At 71.4% G+C, this 24,412-nt stretch carries 21 protein-coding genes and 1 pseudogene; 2 read left to right on the forward strand and 20 right to left on the reverse strand.

Going from position 1 to position 24,412, the window contains the following annotated elements; genetic code table 11:
• Positions 1–293 precede the first annotated feature (293 nt).
• Together ACWD1Z_RS33355 and ACWD1Z_RS33360 are read right to left on the reverse strand one after the other, a co-directional pair.
• Entirely contained in the window at positions 294–854 is a 561-nt protein-coding gene (locus tag ACWD1Z_RS33355) for an NAD(P)-dependent oxidoreductase (protein ID WP_451123989.1), read from the reverse strand.
• Positions 812–1,117 (reverse strand): hypothetical protein, encoded by a 306-nt coding sequence (locus tag ACWD1Z_RS33360; RefSeq protein WP_451123991.1) that lies wholly within the window; start codon positions 1,115–1,117, stop codon positions 812–814. Before ACWD1Z_RS33360 ends, ACWD1Z_RS33355 begins: the two co-directional genes overlap by 43 nt.
• Here ACWD1Z_RS33360 and ACWD1Z_RS33365 point away from each other — a divergent pair.
• Positions 1,061–2,043: pseudogene (locus ACWD1Z_RS33365) on the forward strand (IS630 family transposase). The gene ACWD1Z_RS33360 and the pseudogene ACWD1Z_RS33365 overlap by 57 nt on opposite strands.
• Before the next feature lie 197 nt (positions 2,044–2,240).
• Here the strand turns inward: ACWD1Z_RS33365 and ACWD1Z_RS33370 are convergent.
• From ACWD1Z_RS33370 to ACWD1Z_RS33380, 3 genes are read right to left on the reverse strand one after another with little or no spacing between them, the layout of a single operon-like run.
• Positions 2,241–2,957 carry a hypothetical protein gene (locus ACWD1Z_RS33370; RefSeq protein ID WP_451123993.1) on the reverse strand — a complete coding sequence of 239 codons (717 nt, stop codon included), beginning with the start codon at positions 2,955–2,957 and terminating at the stop codon, positions 2,241–2,243.
• A complete protein-coding gene (locus ACWD1Z_RS33375; RefSeq protein ID WP_451123995.1) occupies positions 2,954–7,273 on the reverse strand; it encodes a protein kinase domain-containing protein in 4,320 nt (1,439 codons plus the stop codon). Before ACWD1Z_RS33375 ends, ACWD1Z_RS33370 begins: the two co-directional genes overlap by 4 nt.
• Before the next feature lie 5 nt (positions 7,274–7,278).
• A complete protein-coding gene (locus ACWD1Z_RS33380; protein ID WP_356017363.1) occupies positions 7,279–7,941 on the reverse strand; it encodes a DUF7019 family protein in 663 nt (220 codons plus the stop codon).
• 435 nt (positions 7,942–8,376) lie between these two features.
• On the opposite strand from ACWD1Z_RS33380, the gene ACWD1Z_RS33385 reads away from it, so the two are divergent.
• The gene (locus ACWD1Z_RS33385) at positions 8,377–8,910 is read left to right on the forward strand and encodes an aldehyde dehydrogenase family protein (protein WP_451123997.1); all 534 of its coding nucleotides are present in this window, start codon (positions 8,377–8,379) and stop codon (positions 8,908–8,910) included.
• 396 nt (positions 8,911–9,306) lie between these two features.
• Here ACWD1Z_RS33385 and ACWD1Z_RS33390 read toward each other — a convergent pair whose 3' ends face one another.
• The 15 genes from ACWD1Z_RS33390 to ACWD1Z_RS33460 form a co-directional block, all read right to left on the reverse strand.
• Positions 9,307–9,462 carry a hypothetical protein gene (locus ACWD1Z_RS33390; protein WP_136327069.1) on the reverse strand — a complete coding sequence of 52 codons (156 nt, stop codon included), beginning with the start codon at positions 9,460–9,462 and terminating at the stop codon, positions 9,307–9,309.
• Positions 9,463–10,056: 594 nt separating this feature from the next.
• On the reverse strand, positions 10,057–11,310 hold the full coding sequence (locus ACWD1Z_RS33395) for a lytic transglycosylase domain-containing protein (protein WP_451123999.1): 1,254 nt from the start codon (positions 11,308–11,310) through the stop codon (positions 10,057–10,059).
• Positions 11,311–11,346: 36 nt separating this feature from the next.
• Positions 11,347–12,102 (reverse strand): hypothetical protein, encoded by a 756-nt coding sequence (locus ACWD1Z_RS33400; protein ID WP_451124001.1) that lies wholly within the window; start codon positions 12,100–12,102, stop codon positions 11,347–11,349.
• Between the two features lie 27 nt (positions 12,103–12,129).
• Complete coding sequence (locus ACWD1Z_RS33405; protein WP_451124003.1) at positions 12,130–12,678, reverse strand: hypothetical protein; 549 nt, start codon at positions 12,676–12,678, stop codon at positions 12,130–12,132.
• A gap of 26 nt (positions 12,679–12,704) precedes the next feature.
• Positions 12,705–13,490: a hypothetical protein gene (locus ACWD1Z_RS33410; protein WP_451124005.1), complete on the reverse strand. Its 786-nt coding sequence runs from the start codon at positions 13,488–13,490 to the stop codon at positions 12,705–12,707.
• Entirely contained in the window at positions 13,487–14,005 is a 519-nt protein-coding gene (locus ACWD1Z_RS33415) for a hypothetical protein (RefSeq protein ID WP_451124007.1), read from the reverse strand. Before ACWD1Z_RS33415 ends, ACWD1Z_RS33410 begins: the two co-directional genes overlap by 4 nt.
• Positions 14,002–15,291: an MCE family protein gene (locus ACWD1Z_RS33420; RefSeq protein WP_451124009.1), complete on the reverse strand. Its 1,290-nt coding sequence runs from the start codon at positions 15,289–15,291 to the stop codon at positions 14,002–14,004. Before ACWD1Z_RS33420 ends, ACWD1Z_RS33415 begins: the two co-directional genes overlap by 4 nt.
• A complete protein-coding gene (locus tag ACWD1Z_RS33425; RefSeq protein ID WP_451124041.1) occupies positions 15,288–16,496 on the reverse strand; it encodes an MCE family protein in 1,209 nt (402 codons plus the stop codon). Before ACWD1Z_RS33425 ends, ACWD1Z_RS33420 begins: the two co-directional genes overlap by 4 nt.
• 119 nt (positions 16,497–16,615) lie before the next feature.
• A complete protein-coding gene (locus tag ACWD1Z_RS33430; RefSeq protein WP_451124011.1) occupies positions 16,616–17,641 on the reverse strand; it encodes an MCE family protein in 1,026 nt (341 codons plus the stop codon).
• A 1-nt stretch (position 17,642) separates the two neighbouring features.
• A complete protein-coding gene (locus tag ACWD1Z_RS33435) occupies positions 17,643–18,737 on the reverse strand; it encodes an MCE family protein (protein WP_451124013.1) in 1,095 nt (364 codons plus the stop codon).
• Positions 18,734–19,810, reverse strand: coding sequence for an MCE family protein (locus ACWD1Z_RS33440; RefSeq protein WP_451124015.1), 1,077 nt, complete (start codon positions 19,808–19,810; stop codon positions 18,734–18,736). The genes ACWD1Z_RS33435 and ACWD1Z_RS33440 overlap by 4 nt, the downstream gene beginning before the upstream one ends.
• Positions 19,807–21,069, reverse strand: a complete 1,263-nt coding sequence (locus tag ACWD1Z_RS33445) for an MCE family protein (protein WP_451124017.1) — start codon at positions 21,067–21,069, stop codon at positions 19,807–19,809. Before ACWD1Z_RS33445 ends, ACWD1Z_RS33440 begins: the two co-directional genes overlap by 4 nt.
• A 1-nt stretch (position 21,070) precedes the next feature.
• Positions 21,071–21,877, reverse strand: coding sequence for an MlaE family ABC transporter permease (locus ACWD1Z_RS33450; RefSeq protein ID WP_383318273.1), 807 nt, complete (start codon positions 21,875–21,877; stop codon positions 21,071–21,073).
• A gap of 5 nt (positions 21,878–21,882) precedes the next feature.
• The gene (locus ACWD1Z_RS33455) at positions 21,883–22,647 is read right to left on the reverse strand and encodes an MlaE family ABC transporter permease (RefSeq protein WP_389421450.1); all 765 of its coding nucleotides are present in this window, start codon (positions 22,645–22,647) and stop codon (positions 21,883–21,885) included.
• Positions 22,644–23,687: an ABC transporter ATP-binding protein gene (locus ACWD1Z_RS33460; protein WP_451124020.1), complete on the reverse strand. Its 1,044-nt coding sequence runs from the start codon at positions 23,685–23,687 to the stop codon at positions 22,644–22,646. The genes ACWD1Z_RS33455 and ACWD1Z_RS33460 overlap by 4 nt, the downstream gene beginning before the upstream one ends.
• Positions 23,688–24,412 lie beyond the last annotated feature (725 nt).

Consider the following 24,412-nt stretch of genomic DNA (forward strand, 5'->3'; position numbering starts at 1 on the left):
ACCCGCTGGAAGAGGTCGTACAACTCGTCCGGCACCAAGCGTTCCACGATCAGCACGAACCCAGGCTACCGACCTCGCCAATTGAGACGACCTCTTAAAGGGGTGAACGCGGACACCATGAGGCGATCCGCCCGGCGCAAAAGGGAGAATGCTGCGTTCCGTTACTGTTTGGCGTGGTGACTCTGACCGAAAAGCCCCAACACGGTTCCCGTCGGAACGCGGGATTGGTGAGGTACGCCGGCTTGACGGCATCGGCCGGTCTGCCACCACGGGTAGCTGCCCCGCTGTAGACGTCACGGCGTCGCCATGGGGACACCGTCCGGGCGGCCAGCGAGCAGCGCTGCGATGTGGTCGGCGCAGCGGACGGCGGCCTCGGCCATGGCGCGCCGGGTCATCCCAGCGACGTGCGGCGTGAGCAGGGCGTTGGACAGGCCGAGCAACGGGGAGGTGAAGGCGGCGTGCTCATGGAAGAAGGTGTCGACGGCGGCCGCTGCCAGGGGATGTGCCGGGTCGCGTAGGGCGTCAGCCAGGGCTTGCTCGTCGACGATTCCGCCCCGGGAGGTGTTCAGCAGGATCGAGCCAGGCAGCATCAGCGCCAGTTCCGCCTGGCCGATCATTCCCCGGGTCTGCGGGGTGAGCGGGAGGTGCAGGGAGACTACGTCGCTGCTGGCAAGGAGGGCACCAAGGGACTCTGCTCGGCGTACCGCCGTCCCTGCGGGGCGACGGGAGAGGCCCTGGACGGTCATGCCGAGGGCGGCCGCCCGCTCGGCCAGGGCCTGGCCGATCCGGCCGAGCCCGAGGACGCCCAGGGTCAGCTCCGACAGCTCGACCGCGGGGGCGGCCGGTGGCTCCAACGGCCGTGGTGCGCGGCCTCGTTGTGGGCTGAGAGATTCCGGATCAGGGCAAGCATCTGGGCCAAGGTGAACTCCGCGACCGCCGTCGCGTTGGAGCCCGGGGTTTGGGTGACGGTGACGCCGTGGTGGGCGGCGGCGGCCAGGTGGACGTGGTCAGTGCCCGCCCCGGCCCGGTCGATCACCCGAAGCCGGTTGCCCAGCGCCAGATCGGTCGCCGCCGCCAGGAATGCGGCGCGCAACGGAACGCCGGCCCGGGACTTCACCGCCTGAGAGCCGAGCCCATCGCGGATAATCTCAGCTATCAGCGCCGACTCGTCGAAAGTGTCGAAGTCCAAACCAAAGGGCCGTCAGGGTGTCCGTCTCGGATGAAGCCCGAGTGGCGGGCTTGGCTGGCGGCGGAGCTGGAGAAGGGGCCGGCCGCGCACGGCTGGATGGAGGACCAGCGGTGGACCCTGGCCCGGGTGGCCACGGTGATCGCCCGGCGCTTCCACGTCCGCTTCAGCCAGGCCCAGACCTGGCGCATCTTGCACCAGATGGGCTTTTCGGTGCAGGCGCCGGTGCGGCGGGCCGCCGAGCGCGACGAAGAGGCCGTGGCGACGTGGGTCAAGGAGACGTGGCCGCGGGTGGAAAGACGGTGAGGGACCGGGATGCCTGGCTGTGTTTCGCGGACGAGGCAGGGCAACTGCTGCGGCCGCCGAAGGCGTGCACCTGGTCCCGCCGTGGCCCTCCGCCCCTGGTCGGTTCGGGCGGCGGGTTCGGGCCGCATTTCCATGGCAGGCCTGGTCTGCCGCAAGAGCGGTCAGCGCACCCGGCTGGTCTTCCGGATGCTGGTCCACCACGGTCGTAAAGGTGAGAAGAAGGGTTTTCGGGAGAGAGACTTCGCCTCGCTGCTGGATGCCGCCCACCATCAGCTCGGCGCAACATCGTGCTGGTCTGGGACAACTACAGCCACCACGTCGACGCCGCCATGCGCGAGCTGATCGCAAAGCGACCGTGGCTGACAGTCTTCCGCTTCCCGACCTCCACCCCCGACCTCAACCCGGCCGAGGGCGTCTGGGCGCACCTGAAGAAGAGCCTGGGCAACCTCGCCCCGTGCAGCATCGATGACCTCGCTGGGCTGGTCCGCACCCGCCTCAAACGGATGCAGTACCGGCCGGACCTACTCGACGGGTTCACCGCCGAAACCTGACTGATCACGACACCGCCATGACGTCACCCCGACCCGAAAACCTCAGTAGCTCGTCCGGCTGCGGTACATACGAGCGGGGCGAGGGGCGGGCCGGAGACAGAGCTGACGATGCGTCATTTCCGGCCGTGAGACAGCGGAGCCGACGTCGGTGTGACGCGCGGTGCGGGTGCCGAAGGCCGGGAGGGTGTACCGCCGTGTCAGCGCGGCACTTCCACCTCGATGCCGCCGAGTCTGTAGTTCCAGCGCGGGTCGGACCGGGAGCCGCTCTTGCGGGCGCCCTTCAGGTTCTTCACAAAGGCCCTGCGCTGGGCCGAGGTCGCCGAGCGCCAACGCAGTTCGAGGACCGGGCGCACCGGAGGGATGAGTTCACGCATCGGCTGGTCGTACCTGGCGAGACGCGCCTCGTAGTCGAACGGCCGGTAGAACAGGTCGAGGTCGATCGACGGTGCCGTGCCGCCCGCCTGGTGGTGACAGGAACCCAGCCAGTTGGCGAGGTAGTCCAGCCCGATCCGTACGTTGAGGGAGATCTGGTCCTGCCACTTGCCGAGATAGGGCGCGTTCACCGCCTCCGCGGTCACCTCTTCCGGCATCACGATCAGACCGCGCACGGAGGTGCCCGACAGGGCGACGTGGATACGCGGCCAGTGCCCGCCGGCCTCGATCCGGAAGGAGGGGAAGTGGCCCGCCATGCCCATCCCCGTCCGCAGCTGGGCCCAGCCCATCGCGTCGTGCGGGGGCCGCTCCGGCGAGTAGGGCCCGCTGGTGCGGTGCCCGAGGTCGCTCTCCCGCATCATGAACACGGCCTCGAACACATCACCGCGCAAGGCCATGCTCACGGGGAAGTACGCCCCGACCTCCAGCATGAACACCTTGCCGGTGATCAGGGCACGGATGCTGGACCGGTCCGCAATCATCGCCCTCTCCTCCATCCCCTCCGTGTCGGCCTGGGCGGTACCGGCCCGGGCAGACTGTCCAGTTCGGCCTGGACGGCGAGGGTGTCCGTGTGGTGCTCGCCCAGACGCAGCCGCCGTTTCGCCAGCACTTCGCGCAGGGCCTGCGCCGCGTCACGGTGCCGTCCGAGCCGACGGTGCACACGGGCCAGCCCCACCCGGGCCTCCAGGGTCTGGAGGTCGTCGGGGCCGCGGCGCCTCACGAGCTGGGGCACCAGCATGTCGTACATCCGCTCGGCCTCGTCCAGTTCGCCCTTGTCGGTGAGCAGGGACGCGAGTGCCGCGATCGCCTCCAGGGTGGCCGGATGGCCCGGTCCCAGGTCCCGTTCGCGTTCCGCGGTCACCGCCCGGATCAGGGCCAGGGCTTCCGTCTGCCGGCGCAGATCGATCAGTACCGAGGCCCAGCCGAGCATCGCGCGCTGGGTCTCGACGTGCCCGGCGTCCCACAGGTGGGAGCGCACGTCGACGACGAGCTGCCAGGTCCGCTCGGCCGCGACCGGATCGCCCTCGCTGTGCAGGAGGGGGGCGGCCTCGGCGAGCGTGACGAGGTCGTCCTGGAGCTGGTGGGCGAAATGGTTGGCCCAGAAGGACTCGGACCGGTTGAGTTCTTCCTCCGGTCTCAGCAGCAGCGTGAGCGCCTCGGCCGTGCCCGGTGTCTCGTCGGGCTCCCGGCTCGCCAGGTCCTCGGCCACGAAGTGCATGTAGAGGCGATAGCCCGTGTCGTTGCGGGAGGGGACCTTGTCCAGTTCGGCGGCGAGTTCCAGGGTTCGGGTGACAGCGCGCCGCTGCCGCTCGCCGATGCGGGCCATCGCCTCGATGAGCGCCGGGCGGCTGTCGTCACGGGACGGCAGCTCGACAGCGACCTCGGCCCGCAGTTCCTCGATCACGGGCTCGGACTCCGCGCGCAGCACCCCGGTCGCCGAGCCGAAGTCGTACTCCCAGTCCAGGGCCCAGGTCAGCAGGCGGCCGCGTTCGTCGCCGGCCAGGAGCAGGGCGCCGTCGGGGGCCAGCGCGACATCGGTGACCGCGTCCGAGAATCCGGTGAAGGCCCGCAGTTCCCGGCCGGCCGTCAGGTCCCACAGCCGTGCCTGGCGGTCCTCGCCGCCTGACGCCGCGAGCCGGAAGTCCGGCGTGACGGCGAGGCTGCGCACGGCGGCGGTGTGTCCGGTGAGCGCATGGACGCAGCGGGCGGCGGCGACGTCCCACAGCCGGACGGTGCCGTCGGCGGAGCAGGACAGCAGGTGCCGGCCGTCCGCGCCGGGCAGGACGTCGACCACGGCATCGGTGTGTCCGGTGAGCACCGCCTCGCACTGTCCGTCGGCGGTCCGCCAGAGGCGTACGGTCGCGTCGGCGCCGCCGGTGACGACGTAGCGGCCGTCCTCGCTCAGCCGTGCGGCGCCGATCCACTCCTCGTGCCCGCCCAGCACCCAGCGCAGTTCGCCTGCGCGCAGGTCCCAGATCTTCACGGTGACGTCCTGGCCGCGGGAGAGCCCGTAACGGTGGTCGGCGCTGACGGCCACATCCAGCACGGCTCCGGGGTGGGCCTCCCAGCGTCCGAGGGACCGGCCGCTGGGGATGTCCCAGGCGGCGACGACGCCGTCGGCGGTCCCGGAGAGGGCCACGTGGCCGTCCTCGCTGACCGCGACGTAGTACACGTGGTCGCGGGGGCTGGTGAACAGCTGGACGATGCGCCTGTCGCGGGGCTGCCAGGCGACGACCCGGCCGTCCTCGCCCCCGGAGACGGCGAGCCGGCCGTCGGCGGTCATCGCCAGGGCACTGAGGTGGCCGGTGTGCAGGCTGAGCGTGTGCAGCAGCTGACCGGTCTCCACGTCGAAGACCCAGGCTTCGGAGTTCCCTGCGCGGGCGAGGGCGGTGGGGCTGCGCCCGCTGAGTTCCAGGGCCCAGGACCGGTCGTCGTCGGGGGCGATCCGGCCCGCGGACCAGGCGTCGACGAGTGCGGTACGGCGGCCGAGGGCACCGAGTCGGCGCCACAGGCGTACGGGCTCGGTGTGGCGCCGGTGGCCGGGCAGTGCGCGGGCGGCGCGGATCAGTTCGGCCGCCTCCTCCAGCCGTCCGGCTGCGCCGTGCGTGGCCGCGTGGTCCAGCAGTTCGGCTGCTCGGGCGGCAGCGGCGGTGACGTCCCTGGCCTGGTGGGGGCGGACGTAGCTCCACGGGGCCGGTGGTCCGGCGGGCGGCAGGTGCCATGCGCGCACGGTCTTGCCCTCGGCGGTGAGCGCGCGGTGCCCGGTCGCGCTCAGCGCGACCTCCTTGGTGTCGGGTGCGGCCTCCAGGGAGAGGCGGCAGCGGCCCGTGGTGAGGTCCCACACCCGTGACGGCTCGGCGCGTCCGCCGCTGGAGAAGCCGACCGTGCCGTCCGAGTTCAGGGCTGTCCGGCCGTATTCGGTCTTCAGTACCCGTGAGGCGTCACCGGAGCCGAGGTCGGCCAGCCGGACGTGGGCGCTCCCGCCGGTGACCGCTACGAGTCGGCCGTCGTCGGTGAACCGCACGCTCAGGCAGGCGTGGTCGAACCGGTGGACCAGTGCGCCCGTGCGGACGTCGTACACCGAGCTCGTCCGGCGCGTGTGGTCGACGGCGCAGCACAGGGTGCCCCGGGCGCCCAGGAAGTCGGCCTTGCTCTCGAACTGCCGGACCTCCACGGGTTCGCCGGTCTCCAGGTCCCAGGTGACGACCTCCCCCTCGTACCCGCTGGTGACCGCGTGCCGCTGATCCTGCGTCAGCGCGACCGCGAGCACCCAGCTGGGGTGGCCGGGGAGTTCGAACCCGGTGGCGGCCTCGAGGTCGAGCACCAGCGCGCGCCCGATGCCGCCGCCCACGACCAGGACGCGTCCGTCGTCGCGGACCGCGAGTGCCGAGGCGCGGTAGTTCTCCAGCCGCAGTTCCTGGCGGCACTCCCCCGTGGCCAGGTCCCAGATCCGCAGCCCGCCAGAACCGTCCGCCGAGATTCCGGTCCTGCCGTCCGGGGTCAGGGCGAGGGCGGTGATCCAGTCGTCGTGTTCCCCGGGCAGCACAAACTGGGCCGGGGCGGGCACGTCCCGCACCGAGGCGAGGGCGGCGGCGATCTGCTGATCGTGGGGCATCCGTGCGGACGCGTCCCGCAGCAGTTCGGCCGCGGCCGGCGCGTCGCCCCGCTCACGGTGCACCAGCGCAAGCAGGTACGTGCCGTCGTCGGGGTCGCCGAACCGCACGGATTCCAGCTCGTCCACCAGTTCCGCGTCACTGATCACACCCGTCCGCCAGCGGTGCAGTCCGCGGTTGTAGCGGGCGTGCGGGTGGTGGGGATCCGCCCGCAGGGCGCGGGACCACAGCTCCTCGGCGCTGTCGCGGCGGCCGAGGTCCAGCATGGACAGCGCGTGGTTGGAGAGGCTGTCGGCGAGCAGGGTGGCCGCGGACGGGGCATGGCGGGGATAGGGGCCGACCTCGCGCCGGTGCACCTCGACCAGCCGCTCGGCGAGCGGGCCGAGCCGGGACGGGCGTGCGGCGGGGTCCTTCGCGAAGCACTCGCGCAGTACGTCCAGCATCTCGACCGGCACCCGCTCGATCGCGCCCGGCGTCTGGGACCGGGTGTAGTCCTCGAAGGCGTCGCCTGCGGTGGTCCCGTCCCGCACCGGCGGCCTGCCCAGGAGCATTTCGAACACGGTGACCGCCCAGGACCAGACGTCCGTGGCCGGGGTGAGCCCGGACGGTGACCGTGCCTGCTCGGGCGAGCAGTAGGCGGGGTCAAGTCCGCCCCAGCTGACGAACGGCTCCGCGTCCCCGGCCGTGCGGGCCCGTGCCAGGCCGAAGTCGGTGACCTTGACCGTGCCGTCCCGGGTCAGCATCACGTTGGCGGGCTTGACGTCCTGGTGCACGACGTCGTTCTCGTGCGCGTGGTCCAGACCCCAGGCGGACTGGATCGCGACGTCCAGCAGCGTCGCGAGGGGATCGTCGCCGTACAGGGTCCGGTTACGGACGGCTTCAGCGAGGCTGCCGCCGTCGGCCCACTCGGCGAAGACCCTGGGCACGTCCTCCAGGGTGCGCACGTAGACGCAGTTGGCGATGTGCGGGTGCAGGCCCAGCCCCACCCACACCTCCGCCTCCCGCTCGAAGTCCCCGATTCCGTCCGGCGAGCGGACGACGGCCGGGCGCGGGGTCTTCACCGCCAGGTCGATGTCCCAGCCGCGGTGGTGGACCCGGTGCACCAGTCCGAGGCCGCCGGAGCGCACCACATCCAGGACCTCGTACAGGTCCAGGATGACGTCGCCGCGGCGCCAGGTGGCCATCGGCGTCAGTCCACCACGGCGGCGTACAGAGGTGTTCCGAGCAGCACCGACGTACCGGTGCCGTCCGGGCTTTCGCCGTGCAGCAGCCGCTTCGCAACGAACTCGACGTTCTGCGCCGGCCAGCGCAGTCGCGCAACGGCCCGCTCAACGCGGCCCAGCGCCGCGCGATCGACGCGGTCGAGGTCGCCGTCCACCGCGTCGGCGACGTACTCGTCCTCCAGGTCGGAGGTGATCCCGAGGCCGTCGAGCATGGAGGACATCATCGAGCGCCCCACGCCGTGGGCCTCTGCGTCCGGCACGTAGTCGTACACGTGCCGGTACGAGCCGCCCAGGGCGACGACGGTGTCCTCGCTGCGTCCGCCGAAGAACACCAGGGAGGACGCGGGGTCATCGCGGAACGAGCCCCAGCGCATCCGCAGCGAGCCCCAGAAGTACTGGCCCGGTGCGTCCACTGTGCCGAGGTCACCGTGGTCGCGGAGGTACCGGACGACCGCCTCGAGACGGGTGATCCGGTCGTTCGGCGGGCCCTCGGTGGTGCGCTTCGCCGACAGCACGGAGAGGTTCACGCCTACCTCCGTCTGGCGCTTGGCCCCGAACCCGGGGTCGATCTGCGGCAACAGCATGTCGACCTTGCTGTCGGAGATGTACACGTAGTAGCTCAACGACACTGCCGGATCCTCCCAAGCTTCGACCTTCCCAGCCTATCGATCACGGCCCGTTGTGAGCCATGGGATGCGCGGTCGAAGGGAGTTGGGCGAAGCGGCGACGGCGATCCACATCACCCAGGTGGTTGCAGTGCGGCGGGGTCCGGATGCAAGACCGGAAGTCCGGAAGTGGGGACACGCCCGGCACGGCAGATCCCGCGCGAACGGGGGGAACAGATCGCAGCCGCCGTGGAGTCGAGTTGGCCACGCACTCCGTCGAGCAGTTCGTCGGCTACGGCGTCAATCACCTGTGCGGCGGCTTGGACACGCCGCGCGTTGACAGATCACGTGTCCACGCAGTCCAAGGTGGCCCGGGGTCCCGTTGTTGGCGAGCACGAGTGGACGGGTAGGGCTCCCGGACTTGGCCAGACCCCGGCTGCCGACGTCGGGACGTACCTGGTGCACCACCCGAAGGTCCGCCACGTCCACACGACCGGCAGCGCCGCGACCCATGACGCGATCGTCTTCGGTACGGGTACCGAGGGCGCCGGCCCCAAGAAGGCGGGCACACCGCTGCTCGACAAGCCGGCCACCAGCGAACTGGGCGGGGTCTCCCCCATGATCGTGCTGCCGGGCGGCTGGTCCGAGGCGGACCTGCGCTACCAGGCCGAGCACATCGCCACCCGGAAGCTGCACAACAACGGCTACAACTACGTAGCGAGCCAGGCAGCCGTCGTCAGTGCCGACTGGCCGCAGAAGGACCGCTTCCTGGCCCACCTGCGAGCCGGGCTGGCCGACGCACCCGCCCGCCCCCCGCACTACCCCGGCAGCGACGACCGGGGCACCCACGCCCTCGACACGTACAGCGACGACGCCGAACGGCTCGGAGCAGGCCGCGTGCTGATCACAGGTCTCGCCCCGGCGGAACCCGGACCAGCTCTGACCACGGAGCACTTCGCCCCCCGTCCTCGGCGTACTGAAACACCCCGGTGACCCGCGCCCTCACCGCAACCGCCTCCTGGGATGCTTCCCCGGGGCACACCCCCGACGACGTGCAGAGCGGCATCGGCGTCGTGCACGACGCGCTCCTCCTGGACGGGCCCGAGCGCAGCGTGGTCCGGAGTCCGTTCCACCCTGCGCCCCAGGCGCTCCTGCACGGGGTTCAGCTTGATCGGGCGGGCACTTCGGGCACCGATGCAGCACGCCCGTCGCTTCCTGTACCAAAGCGGCAGCATCCGCCTCACCCCGCAGCCAGGCTCTGCGCTCGACGACCGGCGGGCAGGGCCCGGCTCAGAACAAACTCATCGCCAACGAGACAGGGCGGGGTCGGCGCACGGCCCCGCCCACGGGGTTCCCAACTGTCTAGAGAGTTGGTGAGGCGTCCCGGCTTTAGAAGAAGTGCTTGCGTCCACCGACCGCGCGACCGGTCGCACCCAGGATCCACAGGATGACGCCAACCAGAATGAGGATGCCACCGATCGTCGTCAGCAGACCCATGCCGACAAGCAGACCGATGATCAGCAGAATAAGCCCAAGAATGATCATTTTAAACCCCATCGTCAATTCCGGCTCAGGCGCGTGTGCGTATGAGCTTCACAAGGGCCTGAGTTCGTCCCTTGGTGGGTAGATCCCGACCAGCTCCGAATGCCAAGACCTTGGTGCGATAGCCCTTGTGCCCGGCGACACGGTGTTCATGCCCTCCTTCGAAACTTCGTTCAGTACGCCATCTCCTCGACCGTCCTCTGCTCCGGAAGGTCCTGCCACCCCGGACGGTTTGGACGTTGGTGACGGAGACACCGGGCAGCGGCGCCTACGGGCAGACGCCCGTATAACGGGGGGACGCTGGATACCGTCCTGACCAGGTTGAAGACCTCTCGGGCGGCATACCGCTTGAGGCATCGGATGATCCCACGTCGGGTCTTGCCCTCCTGGGTGCGGCGTTCGTAGTACGCCTGGGTGCGGGGATCGAAGCGCAGGCGGTGAACACGATGCGGCGCAAGGCCGCGTTCGCCTGACGGTCGCCGCCGTGGTTGAGCCGACGCGTGCGCCGCCGGCCCGACGAATAGCTCAATGGGGCTGACCGGCCCGAAGCACTCACAGGGGCGATCCGGGACCGGGGACGGTTTGAGACGGGCCGGTTCAGGCCGGGCAGGTCGGTTCGTCCCCGGGAGCGACCGGATCGGGGGTGGGCGACGCGCCGGTGTCGGGAGAGGGACTCACCGGGTCGGAGGGACAGTTCTGCGGCGTGGAAGGGTCGGGGGTCGGCGTGGACGGGTCTGGGGTCGGCGTGGACGGGTCGGTGGGAGTCGGTGTGGGCGAGGGGTCCGGGGTCGGGGAGTCGGACGGGGAGGGGTCCGGTGAGGGGGCGGGGCCCGGTTCCGTCGTGGACGGGGACGGCCGGGGTGACGGCGCGGGCGGCACCGGGCGCGCGGGAGAGGGGGACGGGGTGGGCGTTTCGGGGCCGGGGCCGATGATGACGGCGTCACCGCCCTTGCCGTCGCCTCCGCCGCGGTCCGTGTCGACCGGCTCCGTCGCCGGAGTGACACCGCCGGCTCCTGGCGACTCCGGAACGACGCCCTTGCCGTCGGGCAGGGGGTGCACGCCTGTGCGGTAGAAGTCCAGCCAGTGGCGGACCAGGGTGAGGTAGGAACGTGAGTGGTTGTAGCTGAGGACCGCCCGGTCCAGGTCGGCGGTCCGGCTCAGGTCGCGGTCCCCGGCGCACAGGTAGTGCCCGGCGGCGAGGGCCGCGTCGAAGATGTTGTTGGGATCGCCGCGGCCGTCACCGTTGCCGTCCGCGCCCCAGCGGGCCCAGGTCGACGGCAGGAACTGCATCGGCCCCACCGCGCGGTCGTACACCGTGTCGCCGTCGTGGACGCCGCCGTCGCTGTCCAGGATCAGGGCGAAGTTCCTGCCGTCGAGTGCCGGACCGGTGATCCGGCCGAGCGTGGTGCCGTGCCGGTCGACCGCGCCGCCGCGCGCCTGACCGGACTCCACCTTGCCGATGGCCGCGAGCAGTTCCCAGGGCAGCTTGCAACCGGGATCCGTCCGGCCGACGGACCTCTCCGCCGCGCGGTAGGCGCGCAGCACGGTGCCCGGGATGCCGGCCTGGGCGCGCGCCTGGGCGGCGTGCGCGGGGCGCGGCGGGACGTCCGGGGAGACCAGCGGCGGTAGTTCGGTGTGGTACGAACCGTCGTCGGGCGGGGCGAGCTCGGTGTACGGGAGGTCTGCGGCGGGAGCGGGGTGGTCGGCGGCGGCCGGACGGGCGCGCTCCTCCCGCGAGAGTCCGGGGGCCTGGGAGGCGGTGAGCGCCGCCACCGCGGTCACGGCGACGGCGGTGGTCCGCAGACCCTGCCGGGTCCGGGCGGGTACACGTCGGGCGCGCTGTTCGGGCATGGTCGGTCACTCCCTGGTGGTGAGGCGCGTACGGGTTCAGCGGCCGAAGGTGTCGATGCCCGAGACGAGCCAACGACCGTCACGTCGCTGGACGTCGACGGCGAGCATCGCCCCGGCGTAGGTGCCGTCGTCCTCGGCCTTCTTGTCGCCCGCGGTGCTGACGCTGCTCTGGTCGGCGTAGACCAGTACGCGAGCCCGGTCGCCGTCGATGCGCTCGACCGCGCTGTCGGTGACCGTGGTGGTGATCACCGCCTTCTGCTGGTCGGCCTGCGTGCGGATGTCGCCGAACAGCTTCCGGTGCTGGGCGACGGCGCGTTCCGTCAGCCATTGCTTCGCGGCCTCGTCGAGGGCGTCGGGGTCGGCATGGTCGTACGAGAAGAGCGCGGCGACGGCCTTGGTGGACTGGCCCTTGATCTCGCTGGTGCGGGCGGTGTCGGAGAGGGCGGTGTTGCGGGCGGCCGGGGCGTCCCGGAGGGCTTCGGCGCGGGCGTGCGCCCAGCCGGCGAAGCCACCGAGGAGGAGGGTGAGCAGACAGAGGGCCGCGAATGCGCGGCGGGAGGCGCGTGGCCGTGGGGTCTTCTTCCGCGGTGGGTCCGTGTCCTCGCCGGGCGTGGACGGTGCGTTCCGGGTGATCGCCGTTGTGCGGCGTGGTGTGTGCCGGGTGCGGGCGGGCGGTGGCTGGTCGCGCGGCTCCCCGCGTCCCTGGGCGGCGTCGGTGGCGACCGGGGCGCGGAGGGCCTCGCGGGCCTGGCGACGGCGTGCGTTGTTCAGATGGTGGCGGGTCGTCGGCATCGTGGTGTCGTCCTCTCCTGCTGACGGTCAGCCGGCCGGCGTGCCGCCCACCGGGGCCTGGCCCAGGGCGCTGAGCTTCCAGTGGCCGCCGCTGCGGGTCAGTTCGCCGAGCATGCGGCTGTCCTTGTCGGTGCTCGCGTCGCCGGGCGCCTTCACCGTCACGCGCAGCGCGACCAGCACCCGGGCCCGGCCGGCCCGGTCGTCGAGTTCGGTGAGCGCGCCGGAGAGCACCTTCGCCGTGGTCACGGTCTTGGCGGTCCTCACCTGCGTGGCGAACTCGTCCCGCCCGGAGACCAGTTGTTCGTGGAGTTCACCGGTGGTGGAGGACTCCCAGAGGTCCAGGCCCCGGTCGATGCTGCGGTGGTCGAGGGTGTTGAGGTTCTGGACGGCCTGTTCACCGGCGGCGAGGGCCGCGTCGCGCTGCTCGGCGTACGCGACGGTGTCGTCGTGAGCCGCGTCGTACCAGTCCCAGCCCGCCCACCCGGCGAAGCCGCCCGCGACCAGCGCGAGGGCGAGGGCCAGGGCCGTGACGGGCAGCGCCCGGAGCCGGGCCGATGCGCTGGTCGCGCCTTTCATCTGTGCTCCCCTCTTCCCGCGCCCGCTCAGCGGGACCTGATGTCGACGATCCGCCACTGGTCCTCCTGCCAGTGCGCGGTGACCGTGAGCTGGGCCGCCGCGGAGGTGGTGCCTGCCGTGCCTCGGTGCGAGATCTGGTCGAGGAAGACCAGCAACCGCGCACTGTCACCGTCGAGTTCGATCACCGCGGTGCGTACGGCCTGGGTGCTCAGGGTGACGCGCTGCTCGGCCAGGTCCGCGCGGATCCGGCCCATGAGTTCCGTGTACTGGCGTTCCGCCCGCCCCGCGAGCACGGACCGCGCCGCGCGCTCCGTGGCCTCCAGACCGTCCGGCGTGTACGAGAAGACGCGGGCGAGGCCGTTGCCGACGTCTCCGGCGACGCGGGTGGTCGCCTCGGCGTCGGTCAGGGCGTGGTTCTCGGCCGAGGGGGCGGACCTGAGCTGGTGGGCGCCGTAGAAGAAGCCGCAGCCGGCGAGGACGAGCAGGGCCGCGCCCAGCGCGGTGACGAGGCGCCTGGCTGGGACACGCGGGCGCCGGCCGTCGCCACGGGCCCGGGGCGGCTCCTCGGGCGGGGCTGCCCGGCCGGGCTCGGCGTCCGCGTCGGCACCGGGCCGCTCATCGGTTCCGGGTTCCGCGCCGGCGTCGGTGCCGCTGTCTGTGCCGGTGCCTCCGGTGCCTGCACCGCTGCCTGTACCCGTGCCGGAGTCGGCTCCGGGCCCGGGACCCACGCCGTCCCCCTCCCGTTCGCCGGACGTACCGTCGCCCGGGCCGGTGGAGGGCCGGGACCGTCCGAGGTGCAGCAGCCGTGTCATCGGCTCTCGTCCTCCTCCGCCGTCCGCGCGAGCGGTACCGCGCTCAGTGCCTTGACCTTCCACTCCCCCTCGCCCGTGCGGGCCAGGACCGCCTCCAGGCGCTTGCGGTCCGTGGTCGGCGTCTTCGCTCCGGCGGGCGTGACCTCGACGCGTACGGTCGCGACGAGCTTGGCGGTGCCCGCGCGGGTGTCCAGGGAGGTGAGCGCGGCCTCCGTGACCGTGCCCCGCGCCGAAGCACCCTTCTTGGGAGCGGTGTTGCCCAGTTCGTCCCGTAGCGGACCGGTCGAGGCGGCGCGCCAGTCCTGGATGCCGTCCCGCGCCCGCTCCCGCGACGAGGCGTCGAGGGTGTTGAGGACGGCGAGCCGCTCGCGTCCGTCGGCCAGCGCCTCGTCGCGTTCACGGCCGTACGCGAGGGAGTCGTCACCCCGCGCCTGGGCGTACGTCCACGCCCCGGTGCCGCAGAATGCCAGCGCCAGTGCCAGTCCGGCGCCCGTCAGGGCGCGCCCCCGCTTCACCGGCCCGCCTCCGCGTCCGCGCCGAGCAGCCCCGGCAGACCGGCCACCCGCGCGCCGCCCGTGTCCGGCAGGGCCAGCGCGCCCGGCAGGGCTGCGGAGGACTCGGCCGGGGTCGAAGCGGTGCTGCCCGTACTGCCCGAGGGCAGGGAGCCGGGCTTGGCCGGGTCGGGTACGGCGCCGCCCCGGGGCGCGTTGGCGGACCCTCGTACGTTGACCCCGCTCGCGGCCGGGGCCGTGCAAGAGGCGCCGGTGTTGAGGGCCGGTGCGGTACCGAGGTCCAGGCCGGTGCGGTACCGGGTCCCGCCGTAGCCGTCGGTGCAGGGCAGGGGCTGGAAGAAGGTGACGGCCAGGCCGAGTTTCATCGTTCCTCCGTCGACGGCGGTGGCGCCGGCCGAGACGGCCGCCGGGTACGTCACGAGGAGTTCCTCGATGCCGCGCTGCCGGGTGACGGCGACCTCGGAGGTGGTGAGCAGGTTGGCGAGAACCACGCCCAGGCTGGGGTCCAGGTCCCGCAGCACTCCGCTGACCTGCGTGGCGGCATCGGGTGTGACGGTCAGCAGCCGGCGCAGGTCGGCGTCGGAGCCCTTGAGGGTGCGGGCCAGCTCCGTGGCGCCGTCGGCGAAGCTGCGGATGGCCTCCGCCTCCTCGGCCTGGGTACGCAGTACGGTCTCGCCGTCGGTGAGCAGGCGGGTGGTGGCGGGCAGGTTGCGGTCGGCGGCCTCGATGAAGGCGCTGCCGTTGTCCAGCAGCACCTGAAGGTCGTCACCGTGCCCCTCGAAGGCCTTGCCGAACTCGTCGACGACCGTGCGCAGATCCTCCAGCGGCACGGACCTGGTGAGGTCGTTCACGCTGGTGAGGACGTCGGTGACGGGAGCGGGCACCTCCGTGTCGAGTTGTTCGATCCGGTTGCCGTCGGCGAGGTAGGGACCGGCGTCGCTCTCGGGCCGCAGGTCGATGTACTGCTCGCCGACCGCGGAGAGCCCGGCGACCACGGCCCGCGTGTCGGCCGGGATGCGAGGCGCGGACTTCTTGATGCGCAGCTGGGCGACCACCCCGTCGGCGGTGAGGTCGATCCGGCCGACCCGGCCCACCGAAACACCCCGGTAGGTGACGTCGGAGTGCGTGAACAGCCCTCCGGTGCGCGGGAGTTCGACCTCGACCGTGTAGTGGTCGGCGATACCGACGTACCTGCCGAGGTCGGCATAGCGGATGCCGAGGAAGCCGAGGGCGAGGACGGCGACGAGGAGGAAGGCGAGGTTCTTCAGGCGTACGGCGAGGGTGATCATCCGTGTGTGCCTCCGTCCCCGGGTTCGTGGGTGGGTGTCGGCACGGAGGGCAGGGGCAGCGGTGCCGACGGGGAGGCCGGGGCCCCGGTGTCCGACCGCTTCCGGGGTGCGGCGGTGTCCCGTTCGCTCTGCGCCGTGGCGGTCGGCGAGGGGGTGCTCCGCGGTACCAGGGGCGGGATCACCTGGGTGCCCGGTGCGGCGGTCATGTTCAGGTACACGTTGAGGTAGTCGCCCTTGACGCCGTTCAGCACCTCGTCGGTGAACGGGTAGGTGAGCAGCACCTGGAGGGAGTCGGGCAGATCGGTCCCCGCGTCGGCCAGGGCCTTGAGGGTGGGGGCGATGGCTTTGAGGTCGGCGACCATGTCGTCCTTGCTCGCTTCGACGGTGGAGACGGCGACCTCGGAGAGCGTGTCCAGGGAGCGCAGCATGGTCAGCAGGGAGCCGCGCTGTTCGTGCAGGGTCTTCAGGCCGGGCGAGAGGTCGGTCACGACGGTGCGTACGTCGTCCTCGCGGCCGGCGAGGGTCGCGGCGAGCCGGTTGACGCCGTCGAGGGCGTCGGTGATGTCACCGCGGTGGTCGTCGAGGTTCGCCACGAGTTTCTCCACCCGTTTCAGCACGGAGCGCACCTCGGGTTCGCGTCCGTCGAGGGCCTTGTTGAGTTCCCGCGTGATGGTCTTGAGCTGGTTGACGCCGCCGCCGTTGAGCAGCAGGGACAGGGCGCCGAACACTTCCTCGACCTCGGTGTTGCGGCCGGTGCGGGAGAGCGGGATGACACCGCCGTCACCGAGTGTGCCCGCGGCGGACGACGTGGCCGGCGCGACCAGTTGGACGTACTTCTCGCCGAGCAGGCTGGACTGCTCCAGGCGGGCGCCGGCGTCGCGGGGCAGTTCGATGTCGCCGTTGATCTCCATGGTGACCCGGGCCGACCACGTGTCGCCGTCGAGGCGGATGCCGGTGACCCGGCCCACGGCGACGTCGTTGACCTTGACCGCGGCGTGCGGCACCAGGCTGAGGGCGTCGTCCAGTTCGGCGGTGACGGTGTAGGGGTGCGGGCCGAGGTCGGCGCCGCCCGGCAGGGGCAGGTCCTCGATACCGTCGAAACGCGGGACGGTGACGGAGAACGCGCCGAGGGCGAGGAAGAAACCGAGGCCGAGGGCGAGGAGCCCGCCGATCCCGGCGCCGGTGGCGGCTCCGGCACCGAGCACCCGCCGCCGTACGGTGCCGTGCGGGACCTCGACGCGGTCCGCCTCGGCGGTCTCCACCTGGTCCGCGTCCGTGGAGTCCGCCGGCTCGGACGCCCTTCCCCGGCGTCGCACGACGCTCTTCACCGCTCCCCCTTCCCCGTGCCCGAGGTCGCCGAGCCGCCGGTGGCCGGCAGGGGCAGCAGCGGTCCGCCCATGCTGATCTCGTTGAGGTTGGCGCGGCCGTCGATCATGCCGGTGTCGGGGTCGTAGGCGCCGACGAGGTTGTCGGCGGCGAGCGGTGCGACGTCCAGGGCCTCGGCCAGCGAGGTGCGCTGACGGACCAGGGTCTGGGTGATCGGGACGAGCCGTTCGACGTTCTCCTTCAGCTCGCCCCGGTTGTCCTTGATGAAGGTCTTCACCTGGCCGAGCGCGGTGCCGAGTTCCTCCAGTGCGCCCGCGAGGTCGTCCTTGTTGTCGGCGAAGTAGCCGACGACCGTGTCCAGCCGCTCCTGGGCGGTGCGCACGTCGGTGTCCTTCTCCGCCAGCATCGTGGTGAAGGTCTGGAGGCTGCTGAGGGTGGCGAACAGGTCGTCGCCGGCCCCGTCGAGGGTCTTGGTGGCCTTGCCGAACTCCTCGATACCCTCGCCGATGGCCTCGCCGTTGCCGTCGAGGTTGGCGGCTGCGGTCTTCAGCAGGTCGGACAGGGCGCCGGAGGAGTTGGCCCCGTCCGGCCCGAGAGCCTTGCTGAGGTCGGTGATCGAGGCGTAGAGCTGGTCGATCTCGACCGGGGTGCGATTGCGGGAGGCGGGCAGGACGGCGCCGTCGGCGAGGGCGGGGCCGGAGCGGTAGGCCGGGGTGAGCTGGACATAGCGGTCGGCGACGACGCTCGGCGCGACCACCAGGGCCCGCGCCGACTTCGGCACGCGTACGCCGTCGTCCAGGGCCAGCTCGACCCGTACCCGGGTGCCCTGGGGGTGGACCGATGCGACCTCGCCGACGCGGACGCCGAGGATACGCAGGTCGGAGCCCGCGTAGATGCCGACCGCGCGGTCGAAGTAGGCGGTGACGCGGGTGCCCGTGCGGTCCAGGGCGCGGACGGTGGCGAGTCCGGCGGCGACCACGGCGAGGGCGATCGCGGTCGCGAGGAGTTTGCTGCGCTTGCTCACGTCACTCACCGCTCCCCGGAGCCGCCGCCGGCTGCTTGGGCGGCATGCACGACGTCTTGGGCTGGGACTGGGCGGGCAGGTAGTCGCGGGGTACCACCCCGCACAGGTAGCTGTCGAACCAGCGGCCGTTGCCGAGGGTGTTGCCGACGAGCCGGTAGTAGGGGCCGACCAGGGCGAGCGTCCGGTCGAGCTGGGTGCTGTTCTCCTCCAGGACGGTGGTGACGCGGCCGAGCGCCTTCAGCGTCGGCCCGAGCTGCTTCTCGTTGTCCTCCACCAGTCCGGTCAGTTCGGTGCCGAGGTCGCGGCTGCCCTCCAGCAGGGCGGTGATGGCGTCGCGGCGGTCCTTCAGCTCCCCGAGCAGGGGCCCGGCGTCCTCGATGAGGGTTTCGAAGCTGGACTTCTTGTCCTTCAGCGTCTTGGTGAACTGTGCGCTGCCCTTGAGGAGTTCGGACAGTTCGCCGTCGCGCTTGGAGACGGTGCGCGAGAGGTCGGACAGTCCGGTGGCGGCCTTGCGGACGCGCGGCGGCGAGTTCTCGAAGGTCTCCGAGATCGTCTCGAAGCTCTTGGCGAGCTGCTGGGTGTCGATGGCGTCGACGGTGGAGCTGAGGTCCTGGAACGCCTGGGTGACGTCGTACGGCGAGGTGGTCCGGGTCCGCGGGATGCGGTGGCCGGGGTCCTGTTCCGCGGTGCCGAGCGGGTCGAGGGCCAGGTACTTGTCGCCGAGCAGGGTCTTGATGGCGATCGCGGCGGTGGTCCGGTCGCCGATCCAGGCGTCCTCCACCTCGAAGGTGACCTTCACCCGGTCGCCGTCGAGGGCCACGCCGGTCACTTCGCCGACCTTGACGCCGGCGACGCGCACCTCGTCGCCCTCGTCGAGCCCGGCGGCCTCGGTGAAGTCGGCGGTGTAGGTGGTGCCGCCGCCGGTGAGGGAGAACCGGTCGGCGTTGTAGGCGAAGACGGTGAGCAGGGCCAGCAGGAGCAGGCCGACCAGGGCCACGGCGATCGGGTCGCGGTCCTTGACCGGTTTCAGGCGCGGCGGGCGGGAGCGCCCGGGGGCCGGGGTGTCGCGGCGTGCGGGCCGCTGCAGCAGGGTCATGCGCCGCACCTCGCTTCGGTGACCGCGATGCCGGTGGGCGGCTTCGCGCCGGTGGAGGTGGTGACGCCGTCCACGCGGGCCTCGCAGAGGTAGAGGTTGAACCAGGAACCGTAGGAGGACAGGCGGCCCAGCGCGGTCAGCTTGGCGGGGGTCCGGTCGAGGAAGTCCTCGATCTGCGGGGTGGCGTCGCCGAGGTTGCCGGACAGCCGCCCCAGTTCGCGGATGTCCTTCTTCAGGGGGGCGCGTCCCTCTTCGAGGAGGTCGGCGGTGACGGTGGTCAGGTCGCCCATGGCGGCGACGGCCTTGCCCAGGGGCTTCCGGTCGTCGTTGAAGCCGGTGACGAGCTTCTGGAGGGTGTCGACGAGGTCGTCGAAGTCGGCTTCGCGGTCGTTGAGGGTGGTCAGGACCGTGTTGAGGTTCTTCACCACCTCGCCGATGACCTCGTCCTTGGCGGCGACCGTCGTGCTGACGGAGCCGATGTGCCGGATGAGGCTGTCGACGGTGCCGCCCTCGCCCTGGAGGACCTGCACGATGGAGCCGGCGAGTTCGTTGACGTCTTTCGGGGAGAGTCCCTCGAAGAGCGGCTTGAAGCCGTTGAAGAGCAGGGTCAGATCGAGCGCGGGGGCGGTCCGGTCGAGGGGGATGGTGTCGCCGGCGCCGAGGGCGCCGGTGAGGTCGCCGCTGCCCCGGTCCAGGGCGATGTAGCGCTGCCCGACCAAGTTGAGGTACTTCACGGCGGCGGTGGTCGACGCGGGCAGGGTGCGGTCGTCGCGGACGGTGAAGGTGACCTGCGCGGTGCGCCGGTCGACGACGCGAACACCGGTGACCTCGCCGACCTCGACGCCGGAGATGCGGACGCTGTCGCCGTCGGTGACTCCGGTGGCGTCGGTGAACAGCGCCTTGTAGGTGAGGCTGTCGTCACCGACGCCGGTGCCGGAGACGCTCAGCCCGAGGACGGTCGTGGCCAGTGCGGTGACCACCAGGAAGGCGAGGGACTTCAGCAGCGGTCCGGTCAGCGGCCGGCGGCGGGTGTGGGCCGTGCGCCGGGTGTCGGCGGTGTGCCGTGGCGTCATCGCAGGGTCACCTCCGTGCCGCGCAGCGCCGGTCCCGCGAGGAGGCTGCTCCACTCGGGGAGGTCGGCGGGGGCCTTGCCGGTGGCGGGTGCGAGGAGTTCGTTGACGAGGTCGTTCTCCTGCGGGGAGTTGGCCGGCCCCAGGTCCTGCCCGGCCGCCGCGGGCACCTGTACGGCCGGCCGGGCGGCGACGCCGAGGTAGGGCACGGGGTAGCAGCGGGGGCCGCCGCCGGCGCCGTAGGAGGGGGTGTCGGTGCCGGGGCGGTAGGCGCCGCGCGAGGGCACGGTGGTGACGTCGACGCGCAGGCCGGGGCGGTCGGTCCCCTTGCCGAGGGCCTTGTCCATGGCGGGGACGAAGTCGGCGAGGGTGCGCAGGGTGCAGGGGAAGGCCGCGGAGTACTCGGCGAGCAGTTCCAGGGTGGGCCGGGAGGAGGCGGAGAGCCGGATGATGTTGCCCTTGTTCTGCCGCAGGAACGCGGTCATGTCCTCGGCGGTCCTGGTGGTGGCGCCGAGGGTGCCGGCCAGCTCGCTCTCCTTCTCGGCCAGGGTGCCGCTGGTGGTGGTGAAATCGGTGAGGGCGGTGAGGAGGTCCGGGGCGGCGTCGGCGTAGACATGGCTGACCTTCACGAGCTGTTTCAGGTCGCGGTTGAGGGTGGGCAGGTGGGGGTTGAACTCGCGCAGGTGGGAGTCGAGGAGGGTGAGGGTCTCGCCGAGCCGGTCACCGCGTCCCTCCAGGGCCTGGGAAACGGCGGAGAGGGTGGCGGAGAGCTTCTGCGGCTGGACGGCGGTGAGCAGGGGCAGCACGTTGTCCAGCACCTGCTGGAGTTCGACGGCGTTCGCGGAGCGGTCCTGCGGGATGACGGCACCGGCGGCCAGTGGGCGCGAGGAGGGCGACACGGGCGGGACGAGGGCGACGAAGCGTTCGCCGAACAGGGTGGTCGGCAGCATCTGGGCGCGCACGTCGGCCGGTATGTCACCGAGGGCGCCGGGCCGCAGGGCGAGGGTGAGCCGGGCGCCGTCGTGGGTCGGTTCGATCTCGCGGACCTCTCCGACGACGACGCCGCGCAGCTTCACCTCGGCGCCCCGGTGCATCTCGTTGCCGACGCTGCCGGTCTCCACGACCACCGGGTCGGAGTCGGTGAACCGCTTGTCGTAGACGGCGACCGCGAGCCACACCAGCAGGGCGGGGACCACCAGGAAGACCACTCCGGCGAGCCGGCGGCGCACGGTCGCGCCTCGTGCCGTGTGCACTGCGGTCATGTCACCCCGCCACCTTCACGGTCGTGGTGGCGCCCCACAGGGCCAGCGACAGGAAGAAGTCGGTGACGCTGATCAGCACGATCGCGTTGCGCACCGACCGGCCGACGGCGACGCCGACGCCGGCCGGACCGCCGGAGGCGCGGTAGCCGTAGTAGCAGTGGGCGACGATCACCATGACGCTGAAGATCAGCACCTTCAGGACGGAGAGCAACACGTCCGTGGGTGACAGGAACAGGTTGAAGTAGTGGTCGTAGGTGCCCCGGGACTGGCCGTTGAAGAGGACCGTGACGTAGCGGGAGGCCAGGTAGGAGGAGAGCAGCCCGATCGCGTAGAGGGGGATGATGGCGACGACGCCGGCGATGATGCGGGTGGTGACCAGGTAGGGCAGGGAGCGGATGCCCATGCCTTCGAGGGCGTCGACCTCCTCGTTGATGCGCATGGCGCCGAGCTGGGCGGTGAAGCCGGCGCCGACGGTCGCGGAGAGGGCGAGTCCGGCGACGAGCGGGGCGATCTCGCGGGTGTTGAAGTACGCGGAGACGAATCCGGTGAAGGCGGCGGTGCCGATCTGGTCGAGGGCCGCGTACCCCTGGAGTCCGACGACGGTCCCGGTGAACAGGGTCATCGCGATCATCACACCGACGGTGCCGCCGATGACCCCGAGGCCGCCCGTGCCGAAGGCGACCTCGGCGAGCAGGCGCTGCACCTCTTTGAGGTACCGGCGCAGGGTGCGCGGGATCCAGAGCAGGGAGCGTACGTAGAACAGGAGTTGGTCGCCGGAGCGGTCGAGCCAGACGAGCGGGGAGGCCACGGACCTCAGCCTCCCTTCGGCGGTACGAGCTGGAGGTAGACGCCCGTCATCACCATGTTGACGAAGAAGAGCAGCAGGAAGGTGATGACGACGGACTGGTTGACGGCGTCGCCGACGCCCTTGGGGCCGCCGCCCGGGTTGAGACCCCGGTAGGCGGCGACGACGCCGGCGATGAACCCGAAGACCAGCGCCTTGAGTTCGCTGACGTAGAGGTCGGGCAGCTGGGCGAGGGCGGAGAAGCTGGAGAGGTAGGCACCGGGGGTGCCGTCCTGGAGGAAGACGTTGAAGGCGTAGCCGCCGAGGATGCCGACCACGGAGACCAGGCCGTTGAGGAGGACCGCGACGCCCATGGTGGCCAGGACGCGGGGCACCACCAGGCGCTGCACGGGTGAGACGCCCATGACCTCCATGGCGTCCAATTCCTCGCGGATGGTGCGCGAGCCGAGGTCGGCGCAGATCGCGGAGCCGGCCGCGCCCGCGATGAGCAGGGCGACGATGAGCGGACTGGCCTGCTGGACGACGGCCAGCACGCTGGCACCGCCGGTGAAGGACTGGGCGCCGAGCTGCTGGGTGAGCGAGCCGACCTGGAGGGCGATCACGGCACCGAACGGGATCGAGACCAGCGCCGCGGGCAGGATCGTGACACTGGCGATGAACCAGAACTGCTCGACGAACTCCCGGAACTGGAAAGGGCGTCGGAAGATCGCGCGGGCCACCTCGGCGGCGAGCGCGAAGAGCCGGCCGGTCTGGCGCAGGGCGCCGGTGATCATGCGCCGCTCCCGGTGGCCGGCATCGGGAGCGGCGCCGCGGTGGTGCCGTGCGCACCGGGTGCGCCGGGTGCACCGCCGGCGGCGTACGTGCGCTCGATGGCGGCGCGGGCGGCGGGCGGCAGCCGGTCGAGCATGCCCAGGACCCGCTCCCGGCGCCGGGCGGCGGCGCGGCGCGGCGGAAGTCCGGGGGACGGCTCCAGCTGCGGGATGATCTCACGCGGTCGGTCGGCGTCCGCGCCCCTCGGTGCCGCGGCCTCAGCGGCGAGAGTGGCGGCGTCCTTCTCCTCCGACATCCCGATCGGGCCCTCGCGGCGGCCGGCCAGGAACTGCGCCACGACCGGTTCCTCGCTGGTGAGGAGCACCTCACGCGGGCCGAAGGTGACCAGTTCGCGCCGGAAGAGCATGCCCATGTTGTCGGGGACCGTGGCGGCGATGTCGAGGTTGTGGGTGACGATCAGCATCGTCGCGTCGATCTGCGCGTTCAGGTCGATCAGCAACTGGGAGAGGTAGGCGGTGCGGACGGGGTCGAGCCCGGAGTCGGGTTCGTCGCACAGGATGATCTGCGGGTCGAGCACGAGCGCGCGGGCGAGTCCGGCCCGCTTGCGCATGCCGCCGCTGATCTCCCCCGGCAGTTTGCCCTCGGCGCCGAGCAGCCCGACGACCTCGATCCGCTCCATGACGATGCGGCGGATCTCGGACTCCTTCTTCCGGGTGTGCTCGCGCAGCGGAAAGGCGATGTTGTCGAAGAGGGACATGGAACCGAAGAGGGCGCCGTCCTGGAACATGAGGCCGAATTTTTTCCGGGTCTCGTAAACATCTCGCTCAGGACTGTTCACCATATCGACGCCGTCTATGAGCACACGGCCGCGCTCCGGCTTCAGCAGTCCGATGAGCGACTTGAGAAACACGGTCTTTCCGGTGCCGGACGGACCGAGCATGACGCTGACTTCTCCGGCCGGCAGAGCGAGACTCACGTCCTGCCAGATCTTCTGCCTGCCGAATGACTTGGTGAGACCCTCGACCACCACTTCGATTCCCATATCACCTCCCAAGAGGGTGCGGCCGTGTGCACCGCGGAGCGCACGTTAAGCCGGTGCACGGTTCCCTGACAACAGGCGGGGCGCCGGGCTCCGCCGCCCTCTTCTTTCTTTGTCACCGCGCAGACACAGCCCGTCGCGGACTTTGTCTGCCGGGTGCGGGGCAGAGCCGCGCGGCTCCCCGGGGGGTGGGGAGCCACACGGCCCTGCCGGCGGATGTCCGTCTTGAAGGAGGGCAAGGCCGGAAGTCATCCGTCGCGCCTCCTCGACATGGGGGGCACCCACCAGGAGATCAGCGCCGCATTCGGCACGCTACGGCCGAGTAACCTGAGGAGGCAAGAGAAGGATCCGAGTTTCCCGAAGAATTCGGTCCGGCCACCGCAACTTTGTCAGCACGGCGACAAATACGGGACCTTTCCTTGGCACTCGGTGAGCAATGCGGACCCGAACGGGGGCCGGGGTACACAATTCGGCCCCTCCCGCGCGGCCCGGCGCCGACCCGCCGGGGACGCCGCCCTTAGCACCGGGTGAATAAAGCCGGACTTCAGACTGCTCACCTGAGGAACAGGGATTTTCACTTCTTCAAAGAATCATGGCCGACGCCATTGTTCGCCTAAGTTTCCCGCAAGTAACGTCATGGCTCGCGGTCGATATTTCACGAGCCGCGGACCGCCCGTTCTTCCACCCACGGTCACGGGCGCGATCCCCTTCTGCCGGTCAATTCACAA

This window comes from Streptomyces sp. NPDC002784 (assembly GCF_053592135.1).

Coding starts and splice junctions, on each gene's coding strand:
- ACWD1Z_RS33455 (WP_389421450.1), bottom strand. CDS start 22,647: ATGATCACCGGCGCCCTGCGCCAGACCGGCCGGCTCTTCGCGCTCGCC.
- ACWD1Z_RS33440 (WP_451124015.1), bottom strand. CDS start 19,810: ATGACGCCACGGCACACCGCCGACACCCGGCGCACGGCCCACACCCGC.
- ACWD1Z_RS33390 (WP_136327069.1), bottom strand. CDS start 9,462: ATGATCATTCTTGGGCTTATTCTGCTGATCATCGGTCTGCTTGTCGGC.
- ACWD1Z_RS33445 (WP_451124017.1), bottom strand. CDS start 21,069: ATGACCGCAGTGCACACGGCACGAGGCGCGACCGTGCGCCGCCGGCTC.
- ACWD1Z_RS33460 (WP_451124020.1), bottom strand. CDS start 23,687: ATGGGAATCGAAGTGGTGGTCGAGGGTCTCACCAAGTCATTCGGCAGG.
- ACWD1Z_RS33410 (WP_451124005.1), bottom strand. CDS start 13,490: ATGACACGGCTGCTGCACCTCGGACGGTCCCGGCCCTCCACCGGCCCG.
- ACWD1Z_RS33395 (WP_451123999.1), bottom strand. CDS start 11,310: ATGCCCGAACAGCGCGCCCGACGTGTACCCGCCCGGACCCGGCAGGGT.
- ACWD1Z_RS33400 (WP_451124001.1), bottom strand. CDS start 12,102: ATGCCGACGACCCGCCACCATCTGAACAACGCACGCCGTCGCCAGGCC.
- ACWD1Z_RS33405 (WP_451124003.1), bottom strand. CDS start 12,678: ATGAAAGGCGCGACCAGCGCATCGGCCCGGCTCCGGGCGCTGCCCGTC.
- ACWD1Z_RS33370 (WP_451123993.1), bottom strand. CDS start 2,957: ATGATTGCGGACCGGTCCAGCATCCGTGCCCTGATCACCGGCAAGGTG.
- ACWD1Z_RS33420 (WP_451124009.1), bottom strand. CDS start 15,291: ATGATCACCCTCGCCGTACGCCTGAAGAACCTCGCCTTCCTCCTCGTC.
- ACWD1Z_RS33375 (WP_451123995.1), bottom strand. CDS start 7,273: ATGGCCACCTGGCGCCGCGGCGACGTCATCCTGGACCTGTACGAGGTC.
- ACWD1Z_RS33435 (WP_451124013.1), bottom strand. CDS start 18,737: ATGACCCTGCTGCAGCGGCCCGCACGCCGCGACACCCCGGCCCCCGGG.